Raw genomic sequence first — 23,297 nt, forward strand, 5'->3', positions numbered from 1 at the left:
AAAATATGTCATTAAAAACATCTTTCAAATCATTTAGTTAAATTTAATCATACAATAAGCGGAATCCCTCGCCATTTATTCTTTTTGCCTATAAAATCGGCACTCTCGTTTTTCTTGCTGATTGAGAACACAACAATGAAGTTAACCCTCAAGCAAAAATTGATAGGCTCAAGTTTGATTGCGCTTATCTTAATGGCAACCTCTTTAACCTGGCTTGCTGCAAACCGCCTCTCTGAACAAACCCAACAAGGGATTCATTCTCGAGTTGAAAGTCTAACTAATGCAGCAACATCGGGTATTCGTGATTGGATTCAAATACGAAAAAGTATTGCTAGTGCCTTTAACCATTTTGCAACCGCCCCTGATGTTGTTCCTTATCTACAACAGGCACGCTACGCTGGAGGATTTGACGATATCTATTTTGGCACTCCTGAAGGCAAAATGTATCGCTCTCACCCAGAACGTAATCGAGCAGACTACGATCCGCGTACCCGCCCTTGGTATCAAAGTGCTGAAAGTGAAAATAAACAGCTGATCACCCCAGCCTATCGTGATGCAATTACTAATGCCCTACTCGTTACTATTGCAGAACCTGTTCACCATAATGGCCAAATGCTGGGTATTGTCGGTGCGGATGTGCTAATCGATCAGTTAATTAACGATGTAATTAGCTTAGATGCAGGTAAAAATGCCAGTGCGATGTTAATTGATCGCAACAACGGGACTTTCCTCGCCAATAGCAATCAAGATCTCTTACTAAAACCGATTTCAGCGCTAAGTTCTCAGCTTTCTATCAATAGTGTTGAACAGCAAATTAATCATCAGCAATTTGAAACCATCACTATTGATGGTCAACCTAAGCTACTTTACTTTACCAATGTTCCAAACACACCTTGGATTTTTGGTGTCGAACTGGATCAAGCAACAGAAGAAGCTAGCTACTACGCATCTTTAACGCAACTTCTCATTACGTCAGTGATCATCACATTAGCAGTTATCATTGCTGTCACATTGCTTGTGAATTATTTATTCAGAGATTTAGCTCGCGTTTCTCAAGCCTTAGCAGAGATTGCAAATGGTGAAGGTGACCTTACTCAGCGTCTTGAACCTCATAGTGAAGATGAAGTCGGCCAGCTTGCTCATAACTTCAACCGCTTTGTTGGCAATATGCACGGTATGGTAAGTCGTCTAAATGATGTCTCTTCTGCCCTAACCCAGCAAGCTCATATTACCGCTTCTCAAGCAGAAGAGCGCAGTAGCCGTATTCAACATCAACAAGATGAAATTAATATGGTCGCAACTGCAATTAATGAAATGGCAGCGGCTACCCAAGAAATTGCAGGTAATGCAGATAATACGGCTCAAACTGCAGGTGAAACAGTTGAAGTTTCAGATCACGGCTCAACTCAAGTAGGCCAAAGTCAGCAATCCATTTCCAGCCTTGCGAGTGAAGTTGAAACTGCGACAGTTGTTATTGAAGAGCTCAACAGCCATGCCCAAAGCATTAACTCTATCTTAGCGACTATCCAAGGTATTGCAGAGCAAACTAACCTACTGGCGCTTAACGCCGCGATAGAAGCTGCTCGTGCTGGCGAACAAGGTCGTGGTTTTGCCGTTGTTGCTGATGAAGTTCGAGTTTTAAGTCAACGCACTCACGCCTCCACTCAAGAAATTCAACAAACCATTGAAACCCTGCAACAAACAACAGGTAAAGCTGTCGGTATTATGGAAGACAGTCGACGTCTTGCTGAAGCCAGTGTTGATGATGCTAACTCAGCATCTGCGAGCTTAAACCAAATTACAGCAGCGGTGACTAACATCAGTGATATGGCAACTCAAATTGCATCGGCAGCTGAAGAGCAATCATCTGTGACTTCCGAAATTACCCGCAATACAGAAGGCATTCGTGATGTCTCTAATGAGTTAGCAACCGAAGCACATGAAGCTGCAAAACAAGCGGCCGATCTCTCTCAGTTGTCATTTGAATTACAACAAGAGATAAACCGCTTCAAACTCTAACATAATGGTTAAAAATAAGAGTTAAAATAAAAGGGCTTAGCAGATACTAAGCCCTTTTTTATCGTGTTGAATCAATATATTTACTGACAGTAACGGTTATTGAATTACCATAGAGAACAAAATAGCAGAAACCGCTAACGCTCCCATCAACAAGATAAATATTGTGCTGAATTTACCACGATAGTGTTTCAGTGCATCCACTTTATAAACCGCAATCATTGGCATAATAAAGAGAATCATCGCAATAATCGGTCCAGAGATCGCTTCCATCATACCTAGAATGCTTGGGTTCATTACCGCAGCAAACCAAATAGAGAAAAACATCAATACCACGCCTAAACGGTCGACTTTTTTCTCTGACCATGAAGTCTGTTTTTGTACTAGACCATTGAAGCTTTCGCGAGCTCCCATAAAGTGGCCAAGAAACGAAGAGGTAATGGCAATAAAAGCAATGAATGGACCAAGCAAAACAATAAAGTGATTATCGTGTACGTTAGCTAAAAACGATAATACAGAAACATTCTGAGCCTTTGCTTGTTGTAACTGGTCAGGAGATAGACTTAAGACACAGGAAAAAACAAAGAACAGTACAAACGACAACAACATAATTGAAGTGCGTTTTAAGATTTGTTCGGTCTTTTGGAAACCTTGCTCACCGTATTGGCGGCGTTGAGCATTGGCAAAACCTGAAATTACGGGCGTATGACTAAACGCAAAAACAACGACAGGTACAGCTAACCAAACCGATGAAATAAAATCTTTCGTCGTCGGCACAACAGAAAAATCAGGCAGTGTCCAAGAAGGAATTAGATACAGAGAAAGGCCAGCCAAAATTGCAGCGAGTGGGTACACTATCACTTCAAAGGCTTTTAACATCACCTTCTCACCAGCCATCATTACCGCAATCATTGCAAAAACCAGCACACCGGATAGAACCACTCGTGATGGGGCAGCCATATGAAGCTGATTCACAATAAAGCTATCCACTGTGTTAGTTAAGCCAACGCCATAAATCAATAGAATTGGAAAAATTGATAAGAAATAAAGTAGAGAGATCAAACGTCCAGATTTTGCGCCAAAATGTTCTTCTACTACATCGGTGAAATCACTGTCTTTTTTCGCAGAAGACAGAACAAAGCGCGCTAAACCACGGTGAGCCCAGAATGTCATAGGACCTGCAATTAAGGCCATAACGACTAACGGCCAAAAGCCACCAGCCCCGATATTAATAGGTAAAAATAAAATACCAGCACCGACCGCAGTACCAAATAAACTGAGCATCCAGCTGGTATCAGCTTTATTCCATACTGATTGGGATCGACTTACCTCAAGGGGAAGCTCTTGGGACATTGACACAATAAAACTCTCTTACACGAAATAAAATTCGGGAGTGAGTATGCGACTAGAAATAAAATATCTCAAAAGTAGACTGGCAAACATATCACCGTAAAGTCTGATACCCATTTAGCATGGTAACTACAATTAATTAAATAAGCAGAATTAAAAACCAAAAAATAAGCATAAAACTAGAATTAAAAACCAAAATTTTATGATTTTTGTTTTTTTATACAAACGATGCTTTTTCAAACAATAAAAAACGGCCTCAAGCTTTCACTCAAGGCCGTTATGGTTCAATACACAATAAAATTAGTTAATTTCGATGTGTTCAAAGCTTTTTACTAGATCATCAAGTTGCTTCACTTGCTTCAAGAATGGTTCTAGTTGTGCTAGAGGGAATGCAGAAGGACCATCACAACGAGCATTGTTTGGTTCTGGGTGCGCTTCCATAAATAGACCAGCAATACCTGTTGCCATACCCGATAACGCAAGAGAAACCGTTTGAGCACGACGACCGCCAGATGCGGCACCTTGCGGATCACGACACTGAAGTGAATGGGTAACATCAAAAATAATTGGGCTACCTTTTGATGCTTCTTTCATCACATCAAAACCTAGCATATCTACCACAAGATTATCGTAACCGTGTACCACACCACGCTCACAAAGAATAATATTGTGATTATCACATTCTGCGAATTTCTCAACAATATTACCCACTTGATTTGGGCTCATAAACTGAGGTTTTTTAACGTTAATTACCGCGCCAGTTTTTGCCATGGCCTCAACTAAATCAGTTTGACGAGCCAAGAATGCAGGAAGCTGAATTACATCAACCACTTCAGCAACTGGTTGTGCTTGATATTGTTCGTGCACATCAGTAATGATTTTAACGCCAAAAGTGTCTTTTAACTCTTGGAAAATTTTAAGGCCTTCATCCATACCAGGACCACGATAAGAATGAACCGATGAACGGTTTGCTTTATCGAAAGAGGCTTTAAATACGTATGGAATACCCAGTTTATTGGTCACTTCAACGTAATGTTCACAGATCTTCATTGCAAGATCACGTGATTCAAGTACGTTCATACCGCCAAACAAAACAAACGGCTTGTCGTTAGCAACATCAATATCGCCAACGCGAACTACTTTCTGTTCCATCATATTCATTTCTCGTTTTAGTGCAGGGTTAACGGCTCAGCATTCAGTGCCTGAACCTGTAATTTCAATAGATCAGCAGCCGGATCTTCAGGACACTGCTCAATAAAGTAGCTGTAATCTTCAGCAGCGGCATGACAACAATCTAGCTGTTGGTAGATATAACCACGATCTCGGATTTCATGTGGGTCTTCTGGATTGATCAATAACGCTAAATCACTACAAGCTAATGCCGTCATAAACTGCTCTTCACGAAGAAATGCACTTTTAAATACCGTCAACCAACGATATAGCGTTTCTTGATGCGTTGTCGTTTCCAAAAATTCCGGATCAAGCTGAGTGAAAGGACCGCGGTGACCAATCAACCAACTGCTTAAAATATGACGACTTACATATTCACCATCAAATGGATTAATAAATAAAATCTCGCCATCATACCATGTTACTTTCATTACAAACTGGGTAGGAAAACCAACGCCTACAACAGGTAAATCCAGTCTTTGTGCCAAATAAATAAAAATGGATCCCAAGGTCACAGGGATCCCTTTGCGGCGTTCAAGCACTTTATCTAAATAGACATTGTCAGAAGAAAAATACTGCTGGTGATCGCCGCAAAATCCCCATTGATGATAGAACAAACGCAATAAACCTTCTAAGCGCAACTGAGGATTAATTTCCTCCATCAGCTCATGCTCGGCTTCTTTTGCTAGATTCTCAAGCTGCAAATGAACCCAAGTAGCTGGAAAGCTCGGATCAATTCGAGAGGTCATCTCGATTGCCCCTTCCACTAGCGGCATTTGCTCCAATTCATCTTCTGTAAACTGCAACATCTCTTATTTGCCTCTATTTATACCAAAGGAGTAAATTGGTATTAACCAAAGAGTGGCACTTTTGTTACTGCTAATTTTGCAGCCAATACTAGCCATCCCAATGCACCTAAAAATGCAAAGGTTTTAAATACTTTGTTTTTACCAACATGCAAGGTGAAATATCCCAACGCAATGTAGGCTAAAACACAACTTAATTTCTGAGTTAACCACTCACTACCCGGAGTAAATGGATAAAATCCTGTAATAAAAATTAGCGCAACACCTGTAGCAACCAAGATGGTATCTACGACATGAGGGGTCACTTTCAATACTTTCTTTTGCAGTAGTGATGAGTTCGCCATCAGTAAGATATAGCGTAGGGTTAATAGCAGAACACTCAGCGCAATTGCCAATAAGTGCAGATGCTTCATTGCTTCATACATACTTTACTCTCTTTATTGTTGCCAGCAGCCAAGGGTAACACGGTCTAACCCAGCATAATCTTGCTCAGTTACCACCGCTTGATATCCCAATTCCGTTAAGATCTCTCTTACTGCTAATCCTTGCTCAAATCCATGTTCGAGTAATAACCAGCCATTGGTTTGTAAATGTTGACGGCCTTGTTCAGCAATAATTTTAATATCAGCCAAACCATTATCTGCCGCAACTAAAGCACTTTTTGGTTCAAAACGTACATCTCCTTGATCAAGATGAGGATCCTGTTCATCAATATAAGGAGGATTACTAACTATTACAGCAAACTGTTGTGTCTCTGCGAGTGGGCTATACCAACTTCCTGCTAGAAATTGGGCATTATTAAACCCAAGCGTTGCGCCATTCTCGGTTGCTAACTGTGCCGCTTCTTGGCGTAAATCAATTCCTGTCACTGTAATATCTGGGCGCTCAGAGGCAATTGCAAGAGCGATCGCGCCGGTTCCTGTACCTAAATCTAAGACTTGGCAAGGTTGAGCGGGAATCTTATCCAGTGCAAGTTCAACTAAACGTTCAGTGTCAGGTCTTGGGATCAGAGTTGATGGTGCCACTTTTAATGGTAGAGACCAAAACTCACGCACACCAATAATATAAGCGACAGGCTCCCCCGCCAAACGACGAGAAACACAGTGAGAAAAGAGAGAAAATTGAGACTCGTCCAGTTCTTTTTCTGGCCAAGTCAAAAGATAACTGCGAGGCTTATCCAGTGCGTGACATAACAAAACAGCAGCGTCTAACTGCGGGCTAGGACAACCCGCAGTCTGAAGCTCTTGAGCAGTTTGTTTTAGCAGCACTTCAATACTGCGAGACATATTAGTTCTGCTCTGCCATAGCCGCTAGCTGATCGGCTTGGTATTCCAACAATACAGGCTGAATCAAGCAATCAACATCCCCTTCCATTACCTCATTTAGACGATAAATAGTTAGAGTGATACGGTGATCCGATACACGACCTTGAGGGTAGTTGTAAGTACGGATACGGTCACTACGGTCACCAGAACCTAATAGGTTACGACGCGTGCTTGCTTCTTCTGCGTGACGCTTCTCTTCTTCTGCTTTGATGATACGAGCTGCTAGCACTGACATCGCTTTTGCTTTGTTCTTATGCTGAGAACGCTCATCCTGACACTCAACCACAATACCGGTTGGTAAGTGGGTAATACGGATTGCAGAGTCAGTGGTGTTAACGTGCTGACCACCCGCACCAGATGAGCGGTAAGTATCAATTTTCAGATCGCTTGGATTGATTTCAGGGATCTCAGCTTCTGGAATTTCCGGAAGAACTGCAACGGTACAAGCTGAAGTATGAACACGACCTTGAGATTCAGTCGCAGGTACACGTTGTACACGGTGACCGCCTGACTCAAACTTAAGCACACCGTACGCACCGTCACCAGTTACTTTAGCGATCATTTCTTTGTAACCGCCATGCTCAGCATCGTTTGCACTCATTACTTCGATACGCCAACCGCGACGTTCAGCATAACGGCTGTACATACGGAATAGATCACCAGCAAAAATACCAGCTTCATCGCCGCCAGCACCGGCACGAATTTCTAAGAAACAGTTGCGCTCATCGTTTGGATCTTTAGGAATAAGCAGAACTTGAAGTTCATCTTCTAAACGCTCGATTTCTGCTTTTGCTTCTTTGATCTCTTCTTGCGCCATTTCGCGCATTTCAGCATCGTCTTCGTTTGCCATCTCTTCAGCAGCAGCAAGATCGTCTTGTGCTTGCTTATAAGCTTGGAAACACTTGGTTACTTCTTCAAGCTGTGAATACTCTTTTGATAGAGCGCGGAACTTATCTTGATCGCTGATCACACTTGGATCACCTAGTAAGTGCTGCACTTCTTCATAGCGCTCTTCTAGGGTTTCTAATTTTACTAAGATTGATGGTTTCATAATGTTTCTAAATAGTTGTTTAGCGACGCGAGAGCCATCTATCCTCCCTAGTTACTTAGAACAGTTCTAAATACATAGAGCGGCATATTGCTATCACAAGGTATACCCATTGGAGTAACTAAGTAATCCAAAGCGAATAAATAGGTATTCTAATGGATATCGTCTAAAACTAGGAATCTAAACCTAACGTTTCGCGAATTACAGCCAATTTATCAGGATCCCCATTATGGGCGGCCTGCTGCATAGCTTTGGTTGGAGCATGAATCAGTTTGTTGGTGAGTTTATTGCTAAGCTCTGCCAACACTTTTTCTGGATTAGCGCCACTGGCAATAGCCTGCAAACTCCGAGTGAGTAACTCGCCTTTTATTTCTTCGGCATGATGACGGTATTGACGAATACTATCTACCGCTTCTAGCGAACGAAGCCAACTCATAAACGCGGCACTTTCTTCACTGACAATCGCTTCAGCTTGAATCGCGGCTACTTTACGTTGTTCTCGGTTTTTCTCAACAATACTGTGTAAGTCATCAACCGAGTATAGATAAGCATCATTTAACTCACCCACTTCTGCTTCAATATCACGCGGTACGGCAATATCAACCAATAACATCGGCTGATGACGACGCGCTTTTAAAGCATTTTCGACCATCCCTTTACCAATAATAGGCAATGGGCTCGCCGTTGAGCTAATAACAATATCGGCACGATGAAGATGCTCAGGGATCTGCTCTAAGCCAATCACTTCGGCACCAAACTCAGTTGAAAATTTCTCAGCTCGCTCACGAGTACGGTTAGCTACAATTAAACTGCTACAGCCTTGTTCTACAATATGACGAGCAACCAACTCAATGGTTTCCCCTGCACCAACCAATAGCACAGATACGCCATGTAGAGACTCAAAGATTTGTCGAGCTAATGTACAAGCGGCAAAAGCAACCGATACTGCATTACCACCGATATCCGTTTCTGTACGAACTCGTTTGGCGACGGTAAATGTTTTTTGAAACAGTTTTTCTAGCGTTCCTTGCACTGCATCGTTGTCTTTAGCATCCGAGTATGATTGTTTTACCTGTCCTAAAATCTGAGGTTCGCCTAATACTAGCGAATCTAAACCACACGCTACACGCATTAAATGGCGAGCTGCGGCTTGTTCCTCATAAAAATACAGGCTTGGCATCAACTCTTCGGCAGTGATCTGATGAAAATTGGTCAACCAGTCAATAATCACGCCGGGCCCTGACTGTGAAATGTCACAATAGACTTCAGTTCGGTTACAAGTAGAGACAATAACGCCACTTGTCACCTCAGGGTGTAATTCTAGCTCCTGTAAGGCACGAGTAAGCTTCTCCGGAGAAAAGGCTACCTTCTCGCGCAAATCGACAGTCGCTGTTTTATGGTTGATTCCTAATGCAAGCAAGGTCATGGAGACGACGTACCACTTCGCAGGTGAAAAAAGATCTAAAGACGAGATTTTACTTTATGCTTACCACTAATTAAAGGCAGTAACTTCAATCTCTCATCGTTAAATAGAGGTTAAAAGAATAAACGGAAGCGATAATTATACTAAAATTCGCAAATATGCCCAATAGACAGGCGGGAAAAACCGATTTACTTATACGCAAAGATTGTGGTTTTGCTGAATTATCGCTATTGTTTGCGCAACTATATACGTAGGTATTCTATATGCATTCAACAATCGATTTGAAATTAAAGTCATCTATTAAATCAATAGGTTGTTCTTTCAATTGGCGTGTTATCAGCCTAGGTTTTCTTGTTACATTAATGACAGGTTGTGCAAGCCAATCACCTGAAATAAGTCAAAAAGTTAATTGGCCTACTCAAGAGCAACAACTGTCCAAACTTACTCATTATCAAGCATCGGGTAAGCTCGCCTACAAAGATAATCAACAACGTTTTGGCGCAAATCTAAATTGGCAAACGAATAATCAAAACGATCATCTACTCTTAACTAATTTTCTTGGTCAGACCTTAATTAAGTTAGATACGACCCCAAAATCCGTCACCTTAATTGATTATAAAGGCAATGAATATCACGGAACCAATGCCGCAGAACTGGTTCGCCGCTTAACAGGGATTAACCTTCCTATTGAACAGATGCAAAACTGGTTAATTGGCCTACCTACCGCTGCCGATACATTCCAATTAAACGATCAAGGTGTTGTTGGCTACCTAGCAAAACAGATTGGTCCACAACTGTGGGAAATGCATTATCAAGAATACGATTTCTCACAACACCCTGCGTTACCAAGCAAAATGATCCTCTCACAAGGTAAACAAAAAATTACCCTAGTGATTAATGAGTGGAATTTAAAATAATCATGAGCCATCCAATGAATACTTTTTTTGATACCACAACCCAATGGCCCGCTCCGGCAAAACTCAATCTATTTCTCTACATTACAGGTCGCCGACAAAATGGTTATCACGATCTGCAAACACTGTTTCAATTTTTAGATTACGGTGACACGCTCACAATTACTCCCCGTCGTGATAGCGCTATCAACCTATCTCCTGCTATTGAAGGGGTAAAAACAGAAGATAATCTGATTTATCGAGCAGCAGATGCCCTACGCAAAAAAGCCAACGTGAGTTTAGGTGCAGACATTGCTATCGAAAAGATCTTACCTATGGGTGGAGGCTTAGGTGGTGGTTCATCTAACGCTGCAACAACATTAGTGGCTCTAAATCATCTATGGCAAACCCATTTAACGACTGATGAATTGGCAGAAATCGGCCTTGGGTTAGGAGCTGATGTACCCGTTTTTGTTCGTGGTATGAGTGCTTTTGCAGAAGGCGTAGGGGAAAAATTACAGTCAGCAGAACCTGAAGAAAAATGGTTTTTAGTGGCAAAACCCGATGTCAGCATCGCAACTGTCGATATTTTCACCCATCCAGAGCTAAAAAGAGACAGTAAAAAAAGACCGCTAAACGCCCTATTGGCAGGGGTTTACGAAAACGATTGCGAAAAAATCGTCCGAACACTCTATCCAGAGGTTGATAAGGCGCTTTCGTGGCTGTTAGAATACGCGCCATCAAGATTGACTGGGACTGGCGCTTGCGTGTTTGCAGAATTTCAAACCGAACAAGAAGCCAAATCAATTTTGTCTAAATTACCTAACTGGCTCCACGGATTTGTCGCTAAAGGTGTCAACACTTCACCTCTTATGCACACCTTGACTACTCATTCTTTGGAACAGTAACCACAACTTGGATGCAACCTGAGGTTTACACCGTGCCTGATATGAAGCTGTTTGCTGGTAACGCAACACCAGAACTAGCCCAACGCATTGCTGATCGTCTTTACATTTCACTTGGAGACGCAACGGTTAACCGTTTCTCCGACGGCGAAGTATGTGTTCAGATTAATGAAAACGTTCGTGGTAGCGACGTATTCATTATTCAATCAACTTGTGCACCAACTAACGACAACCTAATGGAACTTGTTGTTATGATCGATGCACTACGCCGCGCTTCAGCAGGCCGTATTACAGCCGTAATCCCTTACTTCGGCTATGCTCGTCAAGACCGCCGTGTACGTTCTGCACGTGTGCCAATTACAGCAAAAGTTGTTGCTGATTTCCTATCTAATGTTGGTGTTGACCGTGTTCTTACTGTTGACCTACACGCAGAACAGATCCAAGGCTTCTTCGACGTTCCTGTTGATAACGTATTTGGTAGCCCTGTACTGCTTGAAGATATGCTAACAAAAGATCTTGATGATCCAGTTGTTGTATCTCCAGATATCGGTGGTGTTGTTCGCGCTCGCGCAATTGCAAAACTGCTTGATGATACTGACATCGCAATCATCGACAAACGTCGCCCTCGTGCTAACGTTTCTCAAGTAATGCACCTAATCGGTGATGTTGAAGGTCGTGATTGTATTATCGTTGACGATATGATCGATACAGGTGGTACTCTTTGTAAAGCAGCTGAAGCTCTTAAAGAGCGCGGTGCTAAGCGTGTATTTGCTTACGCGACTCACCCAGTATTCTCTGGCACTGCAGCACAAAATATCCGTGAATCTGTTATTGATGAAGTAATCGTAACTGACTCTATTCCGCTACAAAAAGAGTTAGCTGAAACAGGTAAAGTATCGGTTCTAACCCTATCTGGTATGCTAGCTGAAGCAATTCGTCGTATCAGCAACGAAGAATCTATTTCAGCGATGTTTGAGCACTAATTAAGACGCTTAAACTCAGCTCAGTTTTAACGCCCTGCTTTTTGCGGGGCGTTTTATTTTTTATGGCAAACGCCTAACCAATGTCTTGCCATATCAATTTTTCTGAATTTGGTATAACATATCGCCCGTTTTCGCCCCTTATCATGGGCAATACAGCTGGTAATTACCTTTTGTTTTTGAATATCAAGACAAGGTAACGCATTATTTTTTATCTATTTTCGATTAGATAATGTTTGATATACCCAAACGACTTCGAGAGAAGAAATGGCTCTTTATTCTTTAAGCCGCTTGGGTATATATAACAAGAGAGACAAGTGTGAGTAATAATATTCGTCTACTTGTTGGCTTGGCAAATCCAGGCCAAGAGTATGCCAAAACCCGTCACAATGCGGGTGCATGGGTTGTGGAAGAGTTAGCGCGAGTTCATAACGTAACGCTACGTGAAGATGCAAAATATTTTGGTTTAACGGGTCGAATTACGACTAATGGCCAAGATCTGCGTCTTTTAATTCCAACAACTTTTATGAATCTGTCAGGTAAATCTGTTGCAGCGCTCGCTAAATTCTTCCAAATCCAACCGGAAGAGATCTTAGTGGCTCACGATGAATTAGATTTACCACCAGGTGTTGCTAAATTTAAGAAAGGTGGCGGTCACGGAGGCCATAATGGTCTGCGAGATATCATCAGTAAAATGGGCAACAACAAAGATTTCTATCGCCTGCGTATTGGTATTGGCCATCCAGGGGATAAAAACAAAGTCGCAGGTTTTGTATTAGGCAAAGCTCCAGCCAAAGAACAAGAACTTATCGATGCAGCGGTAGATGAAGCCGTTCGCTGTATGGATATCTTATTGAAAGATGGTTTGAGCAAAGCGCAAAATCGCCTCCATTCATTTAAGGCAGAGTAAGATTTATATCTATACTGTTTTAAATTGTTACATAGAATAATCACCAAAAGGGTTTCAAACCATGGGTTTTAAATGCGGTATCGTAGGCCTACCAAACGTTGGTAAGTCAACTCTATTCAATGCCTTAACTAAAGCAGGTATCGAAGCAGCGAACTTCCCGTTCTGTACTATCGAACCAAACACAGGTGTTGTACCTGTGCCAGATCCACGTATGGATGCATTAGCTGTTTTTGTTAAGCCAGAGCGCATTCTGCCAACAACAATGGAATTCGTTGACATCGCAGGTCTTGTAGCTGGCGCGTCAAAAGGTGAAGGTCTAGGTAACAAATTCCTAGCCAACATCCGTGAAACAGATGCAATTGGTCATGTTGTTCGTTGTTTTGAAAATGAAAATATCGTTCACGTTGCAGGTCGTATTGATCCATTAGAAGATATGGACATCATCAACCTAGAGCTTGCAATGGCTGACCTTGATACGTGTGAGCGTGCTCTTCAGCGTCTGGCTAAACGAGCTAAAGGTGGTGATAACGAAGCAAAATTTGAGATCAAAGTTCTTGAGAAAATGCTTCCTCACCTAACTGAAGGCGGCATGCTACGTGCACTTGAGCTAACAAAAGAAGAAAAAGTAGCTATCGACTACCTACACTTCCTAACGCTTAAGCCAACCATGTACATTGCAAACGTGAACGAAGATGGTTTTGAAAATAACCCATTCTTAGACGCAGTAATGGAGCGTGCAGCACAAGAGAACGCAGTTGTTGTTCCTGTTTGTGCCGCAATCGAGTCTGAAATTGCTGAACTTGATGATGCAGACCGCGAAGAGTTCCTAGCAGATCTTGGTATCGAAGAACCAGGTCTAAACCGTGTAATTCGTTCAGGTTACGAGCTACTGTCTCTACAAACTTACTTCACTGCAGGTGTTAAAGAAGTTCGTGCATGGACTATCCCTGTTGGTGCAACAGCACCAAAAGCAGCAGGTGTTATCCACACTGACTTTGAAAAAGGTTTCATCCGTGCAGAAGTTATCGGCTATGACGACTACATCGAGTGTGGCGGTGAAGCTGGTGCGAAAGAAGCAGGTAAGTGGCGTCTAGAAGGTAAAGAATACATCGTTAAAGATGGTGACGTTGTTCACTTCCGCTTTAACGTATAAGATTTAAGCAAAATCGACTGACTCGTTATTTGCTTCGAGATCAATATTATAAGCCAGCCGTAAGGTTGGCTTATTTTTTTGATATTTATCTAAAATCCAGCCATAATCTCTGCCTAGTTATTGCGCAGCAAAAAATGCGTAAATATCCGAAAAACAGTCATTTCAGTTTGTCGAACATGCACATCGCCCAAATAACAATCGAACAAACGAATTTTCTGAATATATTCAAAAAAACTATTGACGGTCATAGTTCTGATAAGCATAATGCGCCCCGTTCCCGACACAACGGCTCACTAAGAGCGCTGGTTGATGAACTGAAAAAACTTAAAAATGGCTACGTAGCTCAGTTGGTTAGAGCACATCACTCATAATGATGGGGTCACAGGTTCGAATCCCGTCGTAGCCACCATTTCTATTTCTCCTTGAAGAAATACGAAAATTAAGTATTATGCGGAAGTGGCGAAATTGGTAGACGCACTAGATTTAGGTTCTAGCGCCGCAAGGTGTGAGAGTTCAAGTCTCTCCTTCCGCACCATATTCTCTTTATGAGACTGTAGGTCTATCGCCAAGCGGTAAGGCAACGGGTTTTGATCCCGTCATCCCCTGGTTCGAATCCAGGTAGACCTGCCATTATTTCTGATAACGATCTATTTCGGTATCACACAAGTTGGCTACGTAGCTCAGTTGGTTAGAGCACATCACTCATAATGATGGGGTCACAGGTTCGAATCCCGTCGTAGCCACCATCTTCTTTTGAAGATAACAAAATTTGCGGAAGTGGCGAAATTGGTAGACGCACTAGATTTAGGTTCTAGCGCCGCAAGGTGTGAGAGTTCAAGTCTCTCCTTCCGCACCATATTCTCTTTATGAGATTGTAGGTCTATCGCCAAGCGGTAAGGCAACGGGTTTTGATCCCGTCATCCCCTGGTTCGAATCCAGGTAGACCTGCCATTATTTCTGATAACGATCTATTTCGGTATCACACAAGTTGGCTACGTAGCTCAGTTGGTTAGAGCACATCACTCATAATGATGGGGTCACAGGTTCGAATCCCGTCGTAGCCACCATCTTCTTTTGAAGATAACAAAATTTGCGGAAGTGGCGAAATTGGTAGACGCACTAGATTTAGGTTCTAGCGCCGCAAGGTGTGAGAGTTCAAGTCTCTCCTTCCGCACCATATTCTCTTTATGAGACTGTAGGTCTATCGCCAAGCGGTAAGGCAACGGGTTTTGATCCCGTCATCCCCTGGTTCGAATCCAGGTAGACCTGCCATTATTTCTGATAACGATCTATTTCGGTATCACACAAGTTGGCTACGTAGCTCAGTTGGTTAGAGCACATCACTCATAATGATGGGGTCACAGGTTCGAATCCCGTCGTAGCCACCATCTTCTTTCGAAGATAACAAAATTTGCGGAAGTGGCGAAATTGGTAGACGCACTAGATTTAGGTTCTAGCGCCGCAAGGTGTGAGAGTTCAAGTCTCTCCTTCCGCACCATATTCTCTTTATGAGACTGTAGGTCTATCGCCAAGCGGTAAGGCAACGGGTTTTGATCCCGTCATCCCCTGGTTCGAATCCAGGTAGACCTGCCATTATTTCTGATAACGATCTATTTCGGTATCACACAAGTTGGCTACGTAGCTCAGTTGGTTAGAGCACATCACTCATAATGATGGGGTCACAGGTTCGAATCCCGTCGTAGCCACCATCTTCTTTTGAAGATAACAAAATTTGCGGAAGTGGCGAAATTGGTAGACGCACTAGATTTAGGTTCTAGCGCCGTAAGGTGTGAGAGTTCAAGTCTCTCCTTCCGCACCATCTTTCTTTATGTTGTTTCGTACAACTTAAAGTGACAATCTGAATACGCGGAAGTGGCGAAATTGGTAGACGCACCAGATTTAGGTTCTGGCGCCGCAAGGTGTGAGAGTTCAAGTCTCTCCTTCCGCACCATTCTCCAGGTTGTTTTAAATCTTAGTAATAACTAAGTACTCTGCAGGTCTATCGCCAAGCGGTAAGGCAACGGGTTTTGATCCCGTCATCCCCTGGTTCGAATCCAGGTAGACCTGCCATTATTTATGTTTAACGAGTTATCTCGGTAAGCATTGCGGAAGTGGCGAAATTGGTAGACGCACTAGATTTAGGTTCTAGCGCCGTAAGGTGTGAGAGTTCAAGTCTCTCCTTCCGCACCATCTTTCTTTATGTTGTTTCGTACAACTTAAAGTGACAATCTGAATACGCGGAAGTGGCGAAATTGGTAGACGCACCAGATTTAGGTTCTGGCGCCGCAAGGTGTGAGAGTTCAAGTCTCTCCTTCCGCACCATTCTCCAGGTTGTTTTAAATCTTAGTAATAACTAAGTACTCTGCAGGTCTATCGCCAAGCGGTAAGGCAACGGGTTTTGATCCCGTCATCCCCTGGTTCGAATCCAGGTAGACCTGCCATTATTTATGTTTAACGAGTTATCTCGGTAAGCATTGCGGAAGTGGCGAAATTGGTAGACGCACTAGATTTAGGTTCTAGCGCCGCAAGGTGTGAGAGTTCAAGTCTCTCCTTCCGCACCATCTTTCTTTATGTTGTTTCATACAACTTAAAGTGACAATCTGAATACGCGGAAGTGGCGAAATTGGTAGACGCACCAGATTTAGGTTCTGGCGCCGCAAGGTGTGAGAGTTCAAGTCTCTCCTTCCGCACCATTCTTTAGATTGTCTTAAATCTTAGTAATAACTAAGTACTCTGCAGGTCTATCGCCAAGCGGTAAGGCAACGGGTTTTGATCCCGTCATCCCCTGGTTCGAATCCAGGTAGACCTGCCATTATTTATGTTTACCGAGTTATCTCGATAAACATTGCGGAAGTGGCGAAATTGGTAGACGCACTAGATTTAGGTTCTAGCGCCGCAAGGTGTGAGAGTTCAAGTCTCTCCTTCCGCACCATCTTTCTTTATGTTGTTTCATACAACTTAAAGTGACAATCTGAATACGCGGAAGTGGCGAAATTGGTAGACGCACCAGATTTAGGTTCTGGCGCCGCAAGGTGTGAGAGTTCAAGTCTCTCCTTCCGCACCATTCTTTAGATTGTCTTAAATCTTAGTAATAACTAAGTACTCTGTAGGTCTATCGCCAAGCGGTAAGGCAACGGGTTTTGATCCCGTCATCCCCTGGTTCGAATCCAGGTAGACCTGCCATTATTTATGTTTAACGAGTTATCTCGATAAATATTGCGGAAGTGGCGAAATTGGTAGACGCACTAGATTTAGGTTCTAGCGCCGCAAGGTGTGAGAGTTCAAGTCTCTCCTTCCGCACCATTTTTCTTTATGTTGTTTCATACAACTTAAAGTGACAATCTGAATACGCGGAAGTGGCGAAATTGGTAGACGCACCAGATTTAGGTTCTGGCGCCGCAAGGTGTGAGAGTTCAAGTCTCTCCTTCCGCACCATTCTCTAGATTGTTGAAGAAATCTTAGTTATACTAAGAATTCGTTAGGTCTATCGCCAAGCGGTAAGGCAACGGGTTTTGATCCCGTCATCCCCTGGTTCGAATCCAGGTAGACCTGCCATATTTAAGTTTAACGAGCTATCTCGGTAGACATTGCGGAAGTGGCGAAATTGGTAGACGCACTAGATTTAGGTTCTAGCGCCGCAAGGTGTGAGAGTTCAAGTCTCTCCTTCCGCACCATCTTTTAAAACCCACCTTCTGGTGGGTTTTTTATGACCTGTCGATAATTCGATATGGCATTTATTGTTTAACAGCCTTTATATGATCGTATCTCTCTGGTTGTTAGCCGATGGTGTAAACCCTCGGCTTTTTCTTTATCTCCACTCTCAAATCCAATCTTAATTCTTTTCGACCTATCACTACCTATTGCTCTGGCTATATTGCACTACTTTAGGCATACAATAACTAGTCACAAAAAACGGGTGAGCGTTCTACCCAAATTATTAGGTATCCCATTCACCCGCTTTAATCGTGCGATTATTTGCCAAGTTTTGCCGTACTAAATGCCCATTGCATACTTAAGTACTTGTTTTTTGATTGGCCCAGCTTTATCAGCAAGTCGCAATCCCACATTTCGCAACAGTTGTAATGGCGGTAATGTGTTACTAAAGACGGTATAAAATAAATCCATACCTGACTGCATTAATAAATTATCAGGTCGGCGACGACGTTCATAACGTTGATAGGTTGTCGCTTGAGCCCAATTTGCCCCCGCCTTTTCTACTTCCTCAAGCAGAACAAGCACATCTTTAAAGCCTAAATTAACCCCCTGACCCGCTAGTGGGTTTATGGTATGAGCTGCATCACCAAGCAAAACAACACCCGATTGTGCGTAACACTGAGCATGGCGACGAGTCAGAGGGAAAGATCCTCGATTAACAACCGTCACTTTGCCTAACTCAGCAGGGAAATGACGATAAATTTCTTGCTCTAGCTGCTCGGCAGGCATATGACTTAACTTTCGAATACGTTCTGGTGCGTCGTACCAAACAAGTGAGCCTTGGTGCCCTGATAATGGAAGAAAAGAACGTGGTCCTTGAGGCGTAAATTGCTGCCAAGTAATGTCTTGTTGTGCTAATTCAGTTTCAACATGAATCAACATACAGTGTTGGCGATAATCCCACGCAGTGATCCCGATCCCCGCTTGCTGGCGTACAAATGAATTAGCCCCATCAGCACCAATTAGAATCTTCGTTGAGAGTTGCAGCTCATTATCTAGTAACAATTGGTAACCATTATCGACCGATTGCATCGTAACAATCTTATTTGGACACAATAGCGTTATATTCGGATAAGACTCAAATTGCTGCCATAACGCTAGCTGGATCACTCGATTCTCGACGATGTATCCAAGCCAAGGGACATTAAGCTCATCAGCATGAAAGCGTGTACGGCATTCAGGAGCATCCCACGTTTCTAAGCGTTTAAAAGGACAAACTCGCATGGCCATCACTGTGTCCCAAGCTTCTAGCTGTTGTAATAACGAGATAGAGTTAGGTGAGATTGCAGAGACTCGGAGATCGGCAGGCTGAGAGGAATGAAATGGGACAGGTTGATGACTTTCCACCACTGCTACACGAAAACCTTGTTGAGCTAGCCCTATTGCCGTTGCAGCGCCAACCATGCCGCCACCTGCAACAACAAAATCAAATGGTTCCATACTTTTACCTTTCTGTTATGCTCGGCAAATAAGAAATCTATCTAAAATTTTGAGAACAGACTCAAAGTCAATAATAGATAGAATACATTTTATCTGGTGCTATTTTACGAGAAATTATCGACTAAGGAATCATTTGTCGCATGCTGGATCGCATTAAACGTTATCTTCTCATTTTGCTGCTTAGCCTTCTGACCATTCCTGTTATTCAAATTGCGAGTCTAAAATATATCGATCCTCCATTTTGGGGCTGGCAAATTCACCGCAGCTTATTTCCACCTAAAGGCTATCCAACACATCGACAACACACTTGGGTCGACCTTAATCGAATTTCAAAGAATATGCACCTGGCGGTTATTGCCTCAGAAGATCAACTGTTTCCCTCTCATTATGGTTTTGATATCAACGTCATTTTGACGGTAATTAAACAAACAGGAGCCAATGGTCCCAAACGAGGCGCCAGTACGATTACGCAACAAACCGCTAAAAATGTCTTTTTATTTCCAGCCCACTCAATGATTCGAAAAGCAATTGAGCTCTATTACGCTATTTGGATGGAAGTTATCTGGGGAAAACAACGCATTTTGGAAATGTATTTAAATGTCATTGAATTTGGTCCCGGTATTTTCGGAGTTGAAGCGGCAAGCCAACACTTTTTTAATACTAAAGCTCGCTATCTGACGGCTCAACAAGCTGCACAATTAGCCGCAGTTCTGCCCAACCCATATAAGTTAAAAGCCAATCCACCAAGTCGCTATGTTCTTGAACGTAGTCGCTGGATTCGCAAACAGATGCGTCAATTATCTATGGCAGCAGTGAACAAACTCAGTCAATAAACGAATACCCACAATTTATTCGGGGTGGTGATGATCTAGTCATAGTCGGCGTAAAGCAGTACAATACGCGGCTTGCTACAGGTCGCGGCCTTCTATGGGCTAAAAATCCTGTAAAATTGGCAATATGAATGCAATGTTAAACCACGATTAGTGAAGAGTTAGAGATGGCAAAGAAACTGCTTATTAAAACCTGGGGCTGCCAGATGAACGAATACGATTCATCAAAGATGGCGGATCTTCTTAATGCGGCTAACGGCTTCGAATTAACAGAAGACCCAGAAGAAGCAGATGTACTACTGCTTAATACCTGCTCTATCCGCGAAAAAGCACAAGAGAAAGTTTTCCACCAGCTTGGTCGTTGGAAAACGCTAAAAGATAAGAAGCCAGGTCTTGTAATTGGTGTGGGCGGCTGTGTGGCAACCCAAGAAGGTGACTCTATTCGCCAACGCGCACCTTATGTTGATGTAATCTTTGGTCCTCAAACCCTACACCGTTTACCAGAGATGATTAAGCAGTCGCAATCAACTGAAGCTCCAGTAATGGATATCTCTTTCCCTGAGATTGAGAAGTTTGATAGCCTGCCAGAACCTCGCGCTGAAGGCCCAACAGCATTCGTATCTATTATGGAAGGCTGTTCAAAATACTGTACTTACTGCGTAGTACCATATACTCGTGGTGAAGAAGTTAGCCGTCCTTTAGATGATGTTCTATTTGAAATTGCACAACTTGCAGCACAGGGCGTACGTGAAGTAAACCTACTAGGTCAAAACGTAAACGCATACCGTGGTGCAACTTATGATGGCGAAATCGCAACATTTGCAGAGTTACTGCGCCTTGTCGCGGCAATTGATGGTATTGACCGTATTCGTTATACCACAAGCCACCCAATTGAATTTACAGACGATATCATTGAAGTCTACCAAGACACACCTGAACTAGTAAGCTTCCTACACTTACCAGTACAAAGTGGTTCAGACCGTATTCTAACTATGATGAAGCGTCCGCATACAGCAATTGAATACAAATCAAAAATTCGTAAGCTACGTAAAGCACGCCCTGATATCACTATCAGCTCAGACTTTATCGTCGGTTTCCCAGGTGAATCAGATCAAGACTTCCAAGATACTATGAAGCTGATCCGCGATGTTGATTTTGATATGAGCTTTAGCTTTATCTTCTCACCACGCCCTGGTACACCTGCAGCAGACTACCCATGCGATCTGACTGAAGAAGTGAAGAAAGAGCGTCTATACGAGCTACAACAGCAAATTAACAGCCAAGCAATGCGTTTCTCTCGTCAAATGCTAGGCACTGAGCAGCGTATTCTTGTTGAAGGTCCATCGAAGAAAAACGTTATGGAGCTTCGCGGTCGTACTGAAAACAACCGTGTAGTAAACTTCGAAGGCTCAGCAGACCTAATCGGTCAATTTGTTGATGTTAAGATTACCGATGTTTTTGCTAACTCACTACGTGGTGAACTGATTCGTACCGAAGCTGAAATGGATCTTCGTGTCGCGATGTCACCAACAGAAGTGATGGAAAAAACACGTAAAGAAGATGATTTGGGTGTTGGCGTATATACACCTTAGTCGTTGCTGCTAACCTAATGTAGCAATAATTAAGTGGTGCCCAAGCAATTTGGGCACCATACGCTTGCCCAACAATTGGTTTTTGATCATAGTTATGAAAAACCCCTTGATGAGAGGCAACCTTGAGTAAGATTATTACAGAAGAACTGACTCTGGAACCCGCTAACAATCAGCGCCTTTCCAGCCTTTGTGGCCCTTTCGACGACAATATCAAACACCTTGAGCGCCGTTTGGGTGTAGAAATAAATCACCGTAGCAATTTATTTACTGTAGTGGGCCAGCCTCATACGGTAGCTGCAACAATCAACATCATAAAAGATCTGTATGTTGATACGGCTCCAGTACATAACAATATTCCAGATATTGAACCTGATGCCATTCACCTTGCAATTAAAGAATCAGGAGTCTTGGAACAAAATGTGGAATCTTCTATTCCGTACGGTAAAGAAGTTCACATTAAGACTAAAAAAGGCATCATCAAGCCCCGCACACCGAATCAAGCGCAATACATTACCAATATGGTCACTCATGACATTACATTTGGTATTGGTCCTGCCGGTACGGGTAAAACCTACTTAGCCGTTGCTGCTGCTGTTGATGCGTTGGAGCGTCAAGAGATTCGCCGTATCTTACTGACTCGTCCTGCGGTAGAAGCGGGAGAAAAGCTTGGCTTCTTACCGGGTGATTTAAGTCAGAAAGTGGACCCTTATTTACGACCACTGTATGACGCCCTGTTTGAGATGCTCGGTTTTGAGCGAGTTGAAAAATTAATTGAACGAAATGTCATTGAAGTTGCCCCATTAGCATATATGCGTGGCCGAACTCTTAATGATGCTTTTATTATTTTGGATGAAAGCCAGAATACGACTGTTGAGCAAATGAAAATGTTCCTAACTCGTATTGGTTTTAATTCAAGAGCCGTTATTACTGGCGACGTGACTCAGATCGACTTACCTCGTGGTGCTCGTTCAGGTCTACGTCATGCAATTGAAGTATTATCGGAAGTTGATGATATAAGCTTTAACTTCTTCCAGGCTAACGATGTTGTCCGCCACCCTGTCGTTGCACGAATCGTACAAGCTTATGAAGTCTGGGAAAGCGAAGATCAAAAACAGCGAAAACTTGCCGAGCAGCGTCGTCGCCAAGAACAAGAAGCCAAGCAAGCAGAGCAATTAGCGGTTGCTATGGCAAATATCCAGAATCCGGCTACTAAGCCAACAGAACCACAACAGAGTAACTAATGGCAATTTATCTCGATTTACAATATGCCACTGAAAGCGAAACAGGCTTACCAACAGAAGCTGATTTTCAATCTTGGTTAGAAGCGGCAATTACTCCGTTCCAAGCCGACGCTGAAGTGACCATACGCTTAGTTGATGAAGCAGAGAGTCACCAGCTCAACTTAGAGTATCGAGGCAAAGATCGCCCAACCAATGTGCTCTCCTTTCCTTTTGAAGCCCCTCCAGGCATGGAAATGGATCTCCTTGGTGATTTAGTTATTTGTCGTCAAGTCGTTGAACGTGAAGCACCAGAGCAAAACAAAACGCTCACAGCTCACTGGGCACATATGGTTGTTCATGGTAGCTTACACCTACTGGGTTATGACCATATTGAAGACGATGAAGCCGAAGAAATGGAAGCATTAGAGACGGAAATCATGGAAAAAATGGGTTTTCCTGATCCTTATGCAGCCGAAAAGCAGTAATATAGCTAACAGCGCCACTTGCCAAGGAGGTGAGTGG

18 protein-coding genes and 29 tRNA genes are annotated in these 23,297 nt (G+C 42.9%); 39 read left to right on the top strand and 8 right to left on the bottom strand.

What is annotated here, in order from left to right; genetic code table 11:
- Window positions 1-135: 135 nt before the first annotated feature.
- Entirely contained in the window at window positions 136-2,019 is a 1,884-nt protein-coding gene (locus WAX86_RS11225; RefSeq protein ID WP_005298081.1) for a methyl-accepting chemotaxis protein, read from the top strand.
- 96 nt (window positions 2,020-2,115) lie between these two features.
- Here WAX86_RS11225 and WAX86_RS11230 read toward each other — a convergent pair whose 3' ends face one another.
- The 7 genes from WAX86_RS11230 to hemA form a co-directional block, all read right to left on the bottom strand.
- Window positions 2,116-3,369, bottom strand: coding sequence for an aromatic amino acid transport family protein (locus WAX86_RS11230; protein ID WP_065171996.1), 1,254 nt, complete (start codon window positions 3,367-3,369; stop codon window positions 2,116-2,118).
- Between the two features lie 297 nt (window positions 3,370-3,666).
- Window positions 3,667-4,521, bottom strand: a complete 855-nt coding sequence (gene kdsA / locus WAX86_RS11235; RefSeq protein WP_065171995.1) for a 3-deoxy-8-phosphooctulonate synthase — start codon at window positions 4,519-4,521, stop codon at window positions 3,667-3,669.
- A gap of 14 nt (window positions 4,522-4,535) precedes the next feature.
- On the bottom strand, window positions 4,536-5,345 hold the full coding sequence (locus WAX86_RS11240; RefSeq protein WP_044174797.1) for a SirB1 family protein: 810 nt from the start codon (window positions 5,343-5,345) through the stop codon (window positions 4,536-4,538).
- Window positions 5,346-5,386: 41 nt separating this feature from the next.
- Complete coding sequence (locus tag WAX86_RS11245; protein ID WP_044174795.1) at window positions 5,387-5,767, bottom strand: SirB2 family protein; 381 nt, start codon at window positions 5,765-5,767, stop codon at window positions 5,387-5,389.
- A gap of 12 nt (window positions 5,768-5,779) precedes the next feature.
- Window positions 5,780-6,628 (bottom strand): peptide chain release factor N(5)-glutamine methyltransferase, encoded by an 849-nt coding sequence (gene prmC / locus WAX86_RS11250; protein WP_148109138.1) that lies wholly within the window; start codon window positions 6,626-6,628, stop codon window positions 5,780-5,782.
- Between the two features lies 1 nt (window position 6,629).
- Window positions 6,630-7,718: a peptide chain release factor 1 gene (gene prfA / locus WAX86_RS11255; RefSeq protein WP_065171993.1), complete on the bottom strand. Its 1,089-nt coding sequence runs from the start codon at window positions 7,716-7,718 to the stop codon at window positions 6,630-6,632.
- 169 nt (window positions 7,719-7,887) lie between these two features.
- Entirely contained in the window at window positions 7,888-9,141 is a 1,254-nt protein-coding gene (gene hemA / locus WAX86_RS11260; protein WP_005298074.1) for a glutamyl-tRNA reductase, read from the bottom strand.
- A gap of 260 nt (window positions 9,142-9,401) precedes the next feature.
- On the opposite strand from hemA, the gene lolB reads away from it, so the two are divergent.
- The 34 genes from lolB to WAX86_RS11430 all read left to right on the top strand — a co-directional run bounded on the left by lolB (window position 9,402) and on the right by WAX86_RS11430 (window position 17,653).
- Window positions 9,402-10,055 (top strand): lipoprotein insertase outer membrane protein LolB, encoded by a 654-nt coding sequence (gene lolB / locus WAX86_RS11265; RefSeq protein ID WP_005298073.1) that lies wholly within the window; start codon window positions 9,402-9,404, stop codon window positions 10,053-10,055.
- A 14-nt stretch (window positions 10,056-10,069) separates the two neighbouring features.
- Window positions 10,070-10,939, top strand: coding sequence for a 4-(cytidine 5'-diphospho)-2-C-methyl-D-erythritol kinase (gene ispE, locus WAX86_RS11270; RefSeq protein WP_341488828.1), 870 nt, complete (start codon window positions 10,070-10,072; stop codon window positions 10,937-10,939).
- Between the two features lie 32 nt (window positions 10,940-10,971).
- On the top strand, window positions 10,972-11,919 hold the full coding sequence (locus tag WAX86_RS11275; RefSeq protein ID WP_005298069.1) for a ribose-phosphate pyrophosphokinase: 948 nt from the start codon (window positions 10,972-10,974) through the stop codon (window positions 11,917-11,919).
- A gap of 316 nt (window positions 11,920-12,235) precedes the next feature.
- Complete coding sequence (gene pth, locus WAX86_RS11280) at window positions 12,236-12,826, top strand: aminoacyl-tRNA hydrolase (protein ID WP_005298068.1); 591 nt, start codon at window positions 12,236-12,238, stop codon at window positions 12,824-12,826.
- Window positions 12,827-12,887: 61 nt separating this feature from the next.
- Window positions 12,888-13,979 carry a redox-regulated ATPase YchF gene (gene ychF / locus WAX86_RS11285; RefSeq protein ID WP_044174787.1) on the top strand — a complete coding sequence of 364 codons (1,092 nt, stop codon included), beginning with the start codon at window positions 12,888-12,890 and terminating at the stop codon, window positions 13,977-13,979.
- 332 nt (window positions 13,980-14,311) lie between these two features.
- A tRNA-Met gene (locus tag WAX86_RS11290) sits at window positions 14,312-14,388 on the top strand.
- A gap of 41 nt (window positions 14,389-14,429) precedes the next feature.
- Window positions 14,430-14,514, top strand: a tRNA-Leu gene (locus WAX86_RS11295).
- 20 nt (window positions 14,515-14,534) lie between these two features.
- Window positions 14,535-14,609: transfer RNA gene (locus tag WAX86_RS11300), tRNA-Gln, on the top strand.
- 39 nt (window positions 14,610-14,648) lie between these two features.
- Window positions 14,649-14,725 (top strand) — tRNA-Met (locus tag WAX86_RS11305).
- A gap of 25 nt (window positions 14,726-14,750) precedes the next feature.
- Window positions 14,751-14,835: transfer RNA gene (locus WAX86_RS11310), tRNA-Leu, on the top strand.
- A 20-nt stretch (window positions 14,836-14,855) separates the two neighbouring features.
- A tRNA-Gln gene (locus WAX86_RS11315) sits at window positions 14,856-14,930 on the top strand.
- A gap of 39 nt (window positions 14,931-14,969) precedes the next feature.
- Window positions 14,970-15,046: transfer RNA gene (locus WAX86_RS11320), tRNA-Met, on the top strand.
- A 25-nt stretch (window positions 15,047-15,071) separates the two neighbouring features.
- Window positions 15,072-15,156, top strand: a tRNA-Leu gene (locus WAX86_RS11325).
- Window positions 15,157-15,176: 20 nt separating this feature from the next.
- Window positions 15,177-15,251 (top strand) — tRNA-Gln (locus tag WAX86_RS11330).
- 39 nt (window positions 15,252-15,290) lie between these two features.
- Window positions 15,291-15,367, top strand: a tRNA-Met gene (locus WAX86_RS11335).
- Between the two features lie 25 nt (window positions 15,368-15,392).
- A tRNA-Leu gene (locus tag WAX86_RS11340) sits at window positions 15,393-15,477 on the top strand.
- Between the two features lie 20 nt (window positions 15,478-15,497).
- Window positions 15,498-15,572 (top strand) — tRNA-Gln (locus WAX86_RS11345).
- Window positions 15,573-15,611: 39 nt separating this feature from the next.
- Window positions 15,612-15,688: transfer RNA gene (locus WAX86_RS11350), tRNA-Met, on the top strand.
- Between the two features lie 25 nt (window positions 15,689-15,713).
- Window positions 15,714-15,798, top strand: a tRNA-Leu gene (locus WAX86_RS11355).
- 47 nt (window positions 15,799-15,845) lie between these two features.
- Window positions 15,846-15,930, top strand: a tRNA-Leu gene (locus WAX86_RS11360).
- A gap of 44 nt (window positions 15,931-15,974) precedes the next feature.
- Window positions 15,975-16,049: transfer RNA gene (locus WAX86_RS11365), tRNA-Gln, on the top strand.
- A gap of 35 nt (window positions 16,050-16,084) precedes the next feature.
- Window positions 16,085-16,169: transfer RNA gene (locus tag WAX86_RS11370), tRNA-Leu, on the top strand.
- Between the two features lie 47 nt (window positions 16,170-16,216).
- Window positions 16,217-16,301 (top strand) — tRNA-Leu (locus WAX86_RS11375).
- Window positions 16,302-16,345: 44 nt separating this feature from the next.
- A tRNA-Gln gene (locus WAX86_RS11380) sits at window positions 16,346-16,420 on the top strand.
- Window positions 16,421-16,455: 35 nt separating this feature from the next.
- Window positions 16,456-16,540 (top strand) — tRNA-Leu (locus WAX86_RS11385).
- A 47-nt stretch (window positions 16,541-16,587) separates the two neighbouring features.
- A tRNA-Leu gene (locus WAX86_RS11390) sits at window positions 16,588-16,672 on the top strand.
- Window positions 16,673-16,716: 44 nt separating this feature from the next.
- Window positions 16,717-16,791 (top strand) — tRNA-Gln (locus WAX86_RS11395).
- A 35-nt stretch (window positions 16,792-16,826) separates the two neighbouring features.
- A tRNA-Leu gene (locus WAX86_RS11400) sits at window positions 16,827-16,911 on the top strand.
- Between the two features lie 47 nt (window positions 16,912-16,958).
- Window positions 16,959-17,043 (top strand) — tRNA-Leu (locus WAX86_RS11405).
- Window positions 17,044-17,087: 44 nt separating this feature from the next.
- Window positions 17,088-17,162, top strand: a tRNA-Gln gene (locus tag WAX86_RS11410).
- A 35-nt stretch (window positions 17,163-17,197) separates the two neighbouring features.
- Window positions 17,198-17,282: transfer RNA gene (locus tag WAX86_RS11415), tRNA-Leu, on the top strand.
- Between the two features lie 47 nt (window positions 17,283-17,329).
- A tRNA-Leu gene (locus WAX86_RS11420) sits at window positions 17,330-17,414 on the top strand.
- 45 nt (window positions 17,415-17,459) lie between these two features.
- Window positions 17,460-17,534 (top strand) — tRNA-Gln (locus WAX86_RS11425).
- Window positions 17,535-17,568: 34 nt separating this feature from the next.
- Window positions 17,569-17,653: transfer RNA gene (locus tag WAX86_RS11430), tRNA-Leu, on the top strand.
- A gap of 319 nt (window positions 17,654-17,972) precedes the next feature.
- Here WAX86_RS11430 and WAX86_RS11435 read toward each other — a convergent pair.
- On the bottom strand, window positions 17,973-19,133 hold the full coding sequence (locus WAX86_RS11435) for a 2-octaprenyl-3-methyl-6-methoxy-1,4-benzoquinol hydroxylase (RefSeq protein WP_341488829.1): 1,161 nt from the start codon (window positions 19,131-19,133) through the stop codon (window positions 17,973-17,975).
- A gap of 140 nt (window positions 19,134-19,273) precedes the next feature.
- Here WAX86_RS11435 and mtgA point away from each other — a divergent pair, with 140 nt between their 5' ends.
- The 4 genes from mtgA (at window position 19,274) to ybeY (ending at window position 23,260) form a co-directional block, all read left to right on the top strand.
- Window positions 19,274-19,966, top strand: coding sequence for a monofunctional biosynthetic peptidoglycan transglycosylase (gene mtgA, locus WAX86_RS11440; protein ID WP_341488830.1), 693 nt, complete (start codon window positions 19,274-19,276; stop codon window positions 19,964-19,966).
- 164 nt (window positions 19,967-20,130) lie between these two features.
- A complete protein-coding gene (gene miaB / locus WAX86_RS11445; RefSeq protein WP_005298064.1) occupies window positions 20,131-21,555 on the top strand; it encodes a tRNA (N6-isopentenyl adenosine(37)-C2)-methylthiotransferase MiaB in 1,425 nt (474 codons plus the stop codon).
- Window positions 21,556-21,677: 122 nt separating this feature from the next.
- Window positions 21,678-22,796, top strand: coding sequence for a PhoH family protein (locus tag WAX86_RS11450; RefSeq protein WP_065171583.1), 1,119 nt, complete (start codon window positions 21,678-21,680; stop codon window positions 22,794-22,796).
- The gene (gene ybeY, locus WAX86_RS11455; RefSeq protein WP_036763359.1) at window positions 22,796-23,260 is read left to right on the top strand and encodes an rRNA maturation RNase YbeY; all 465 of its coding nucleotides are present in this window, start codon (window positions 22,796-22,798) and stop codon (window positions 23,258-23,260) included. Before WAX86_RS11450 ends, ybeY begins: the two co-directional genes overlap by 1 nt.
- Window positions 23,261-23,297 lie beyond the last annotated feature (37 nt).

Source organism: Photobacterium damselae subsp. damselae, from assembly GCF_038086725.1.
Lineage (GTDB): Bacteria > Pseudomonadota > Gammaproteobacteria > Enterobacterales > Vibrionaceae > Photobacterium > Photobacterium damselae.

Coding starts and splice junctions, on each gene's coding strand:
- WAX86_RS11225 (WP_005298081.1), top strand. CDS start 136: ATGAAGTTAACCCTCAAGCAAAAATTGATAGGCTCAAGTTTGATTGCG.
- WAX86_RS11230 (WP_065171996.1), bottom strand. CDS start 3,369: ATGTCCCAAGAGCTTCCCCTTGAGGTAAGTCGATCCCAATCAGTATGG.
- kdsA (WP_065171995.1), bottom strand. CDS start 4,521: ATGATGGAACAGAAAGTAGTTCGCGTTGGCGATATTGATGTTGCTAAC.
- WAX86_RS11240 (WP_044174797.1), bottom strand. CDS start 5,345: ATGTTGCAGTTTACAGAAGATGAATTGGAGCAAATGCCGCTAGTGGAA.
- WAX86_RS11245 (WP_044174795.1), bottom strand. CDS start 5,767: ATGTATGAAGCAATGAAGCATCTGCACTTATTGGCAATTGCGCTGAGT.
- prmC (WP_148109138.1), bottom strand. CDS start 6,628: ATGTCTCGCAGTATTGAAGTGCTGCTAAAACAAACTGCTCAAGAGCTT.
- prfA (WP_065171993.1), bottom strand. CDS start 7,718: ATGAAACCATCAATCTTAGTAAAATTAGAAACCCTAGAAGAGCGCTAT.
- hemA (WP_005298074.1), bottom strand. CDS start 9,141: ATGACCTTGCTTGCATTAGGAATCAACCATAAAACAGCGACTGTCGAT.
- lolB (WP_005298073.1), top strand. CDS start 9,402: ATGCATTCAACAATCGATTTGAAATTAAAGTCATCTATTAAATCAATA.
- ispE (WP_341488828.1), top strand. CDS start 10,070: ATGAATACTTTTTTTGATACCACAACCCAATGGCCCGCTCCGGCAAAA.
- ychF (WP_044174787.1), top strand. CDS start 12,888: ATGGGTTTTAAATGCGGTATCGTAGGCCTACCAAACGTTGGTAAGTCA.
- WAX86_RS11435 (WP_341488829.1), bottom strand. CDS start 19,133: ATGGAACCATTTGATTTTGTTGTTGCAGGTGGCGGCATGGTTGGCGCT.
- mtgA (WP_341488830.1), top strand. CDS start 19,274: ATGCTGGATCGCATTAAACGTTATCTTCTCATTTTGCTGCTTAGCCTT.
- miaB (WP_005298064.1), top strand. CDS start 20,131: ATGGCAAAGAAACTGCTTATTAAAACCTGGGGCTGCCAGATGAACGAA.
- ybeY (WP_036763359.1), top strand. CDS start 22,796: ATGGCAATTTATCTCGATTTACAATATGCCACTGAAAGCGAAACAGGC.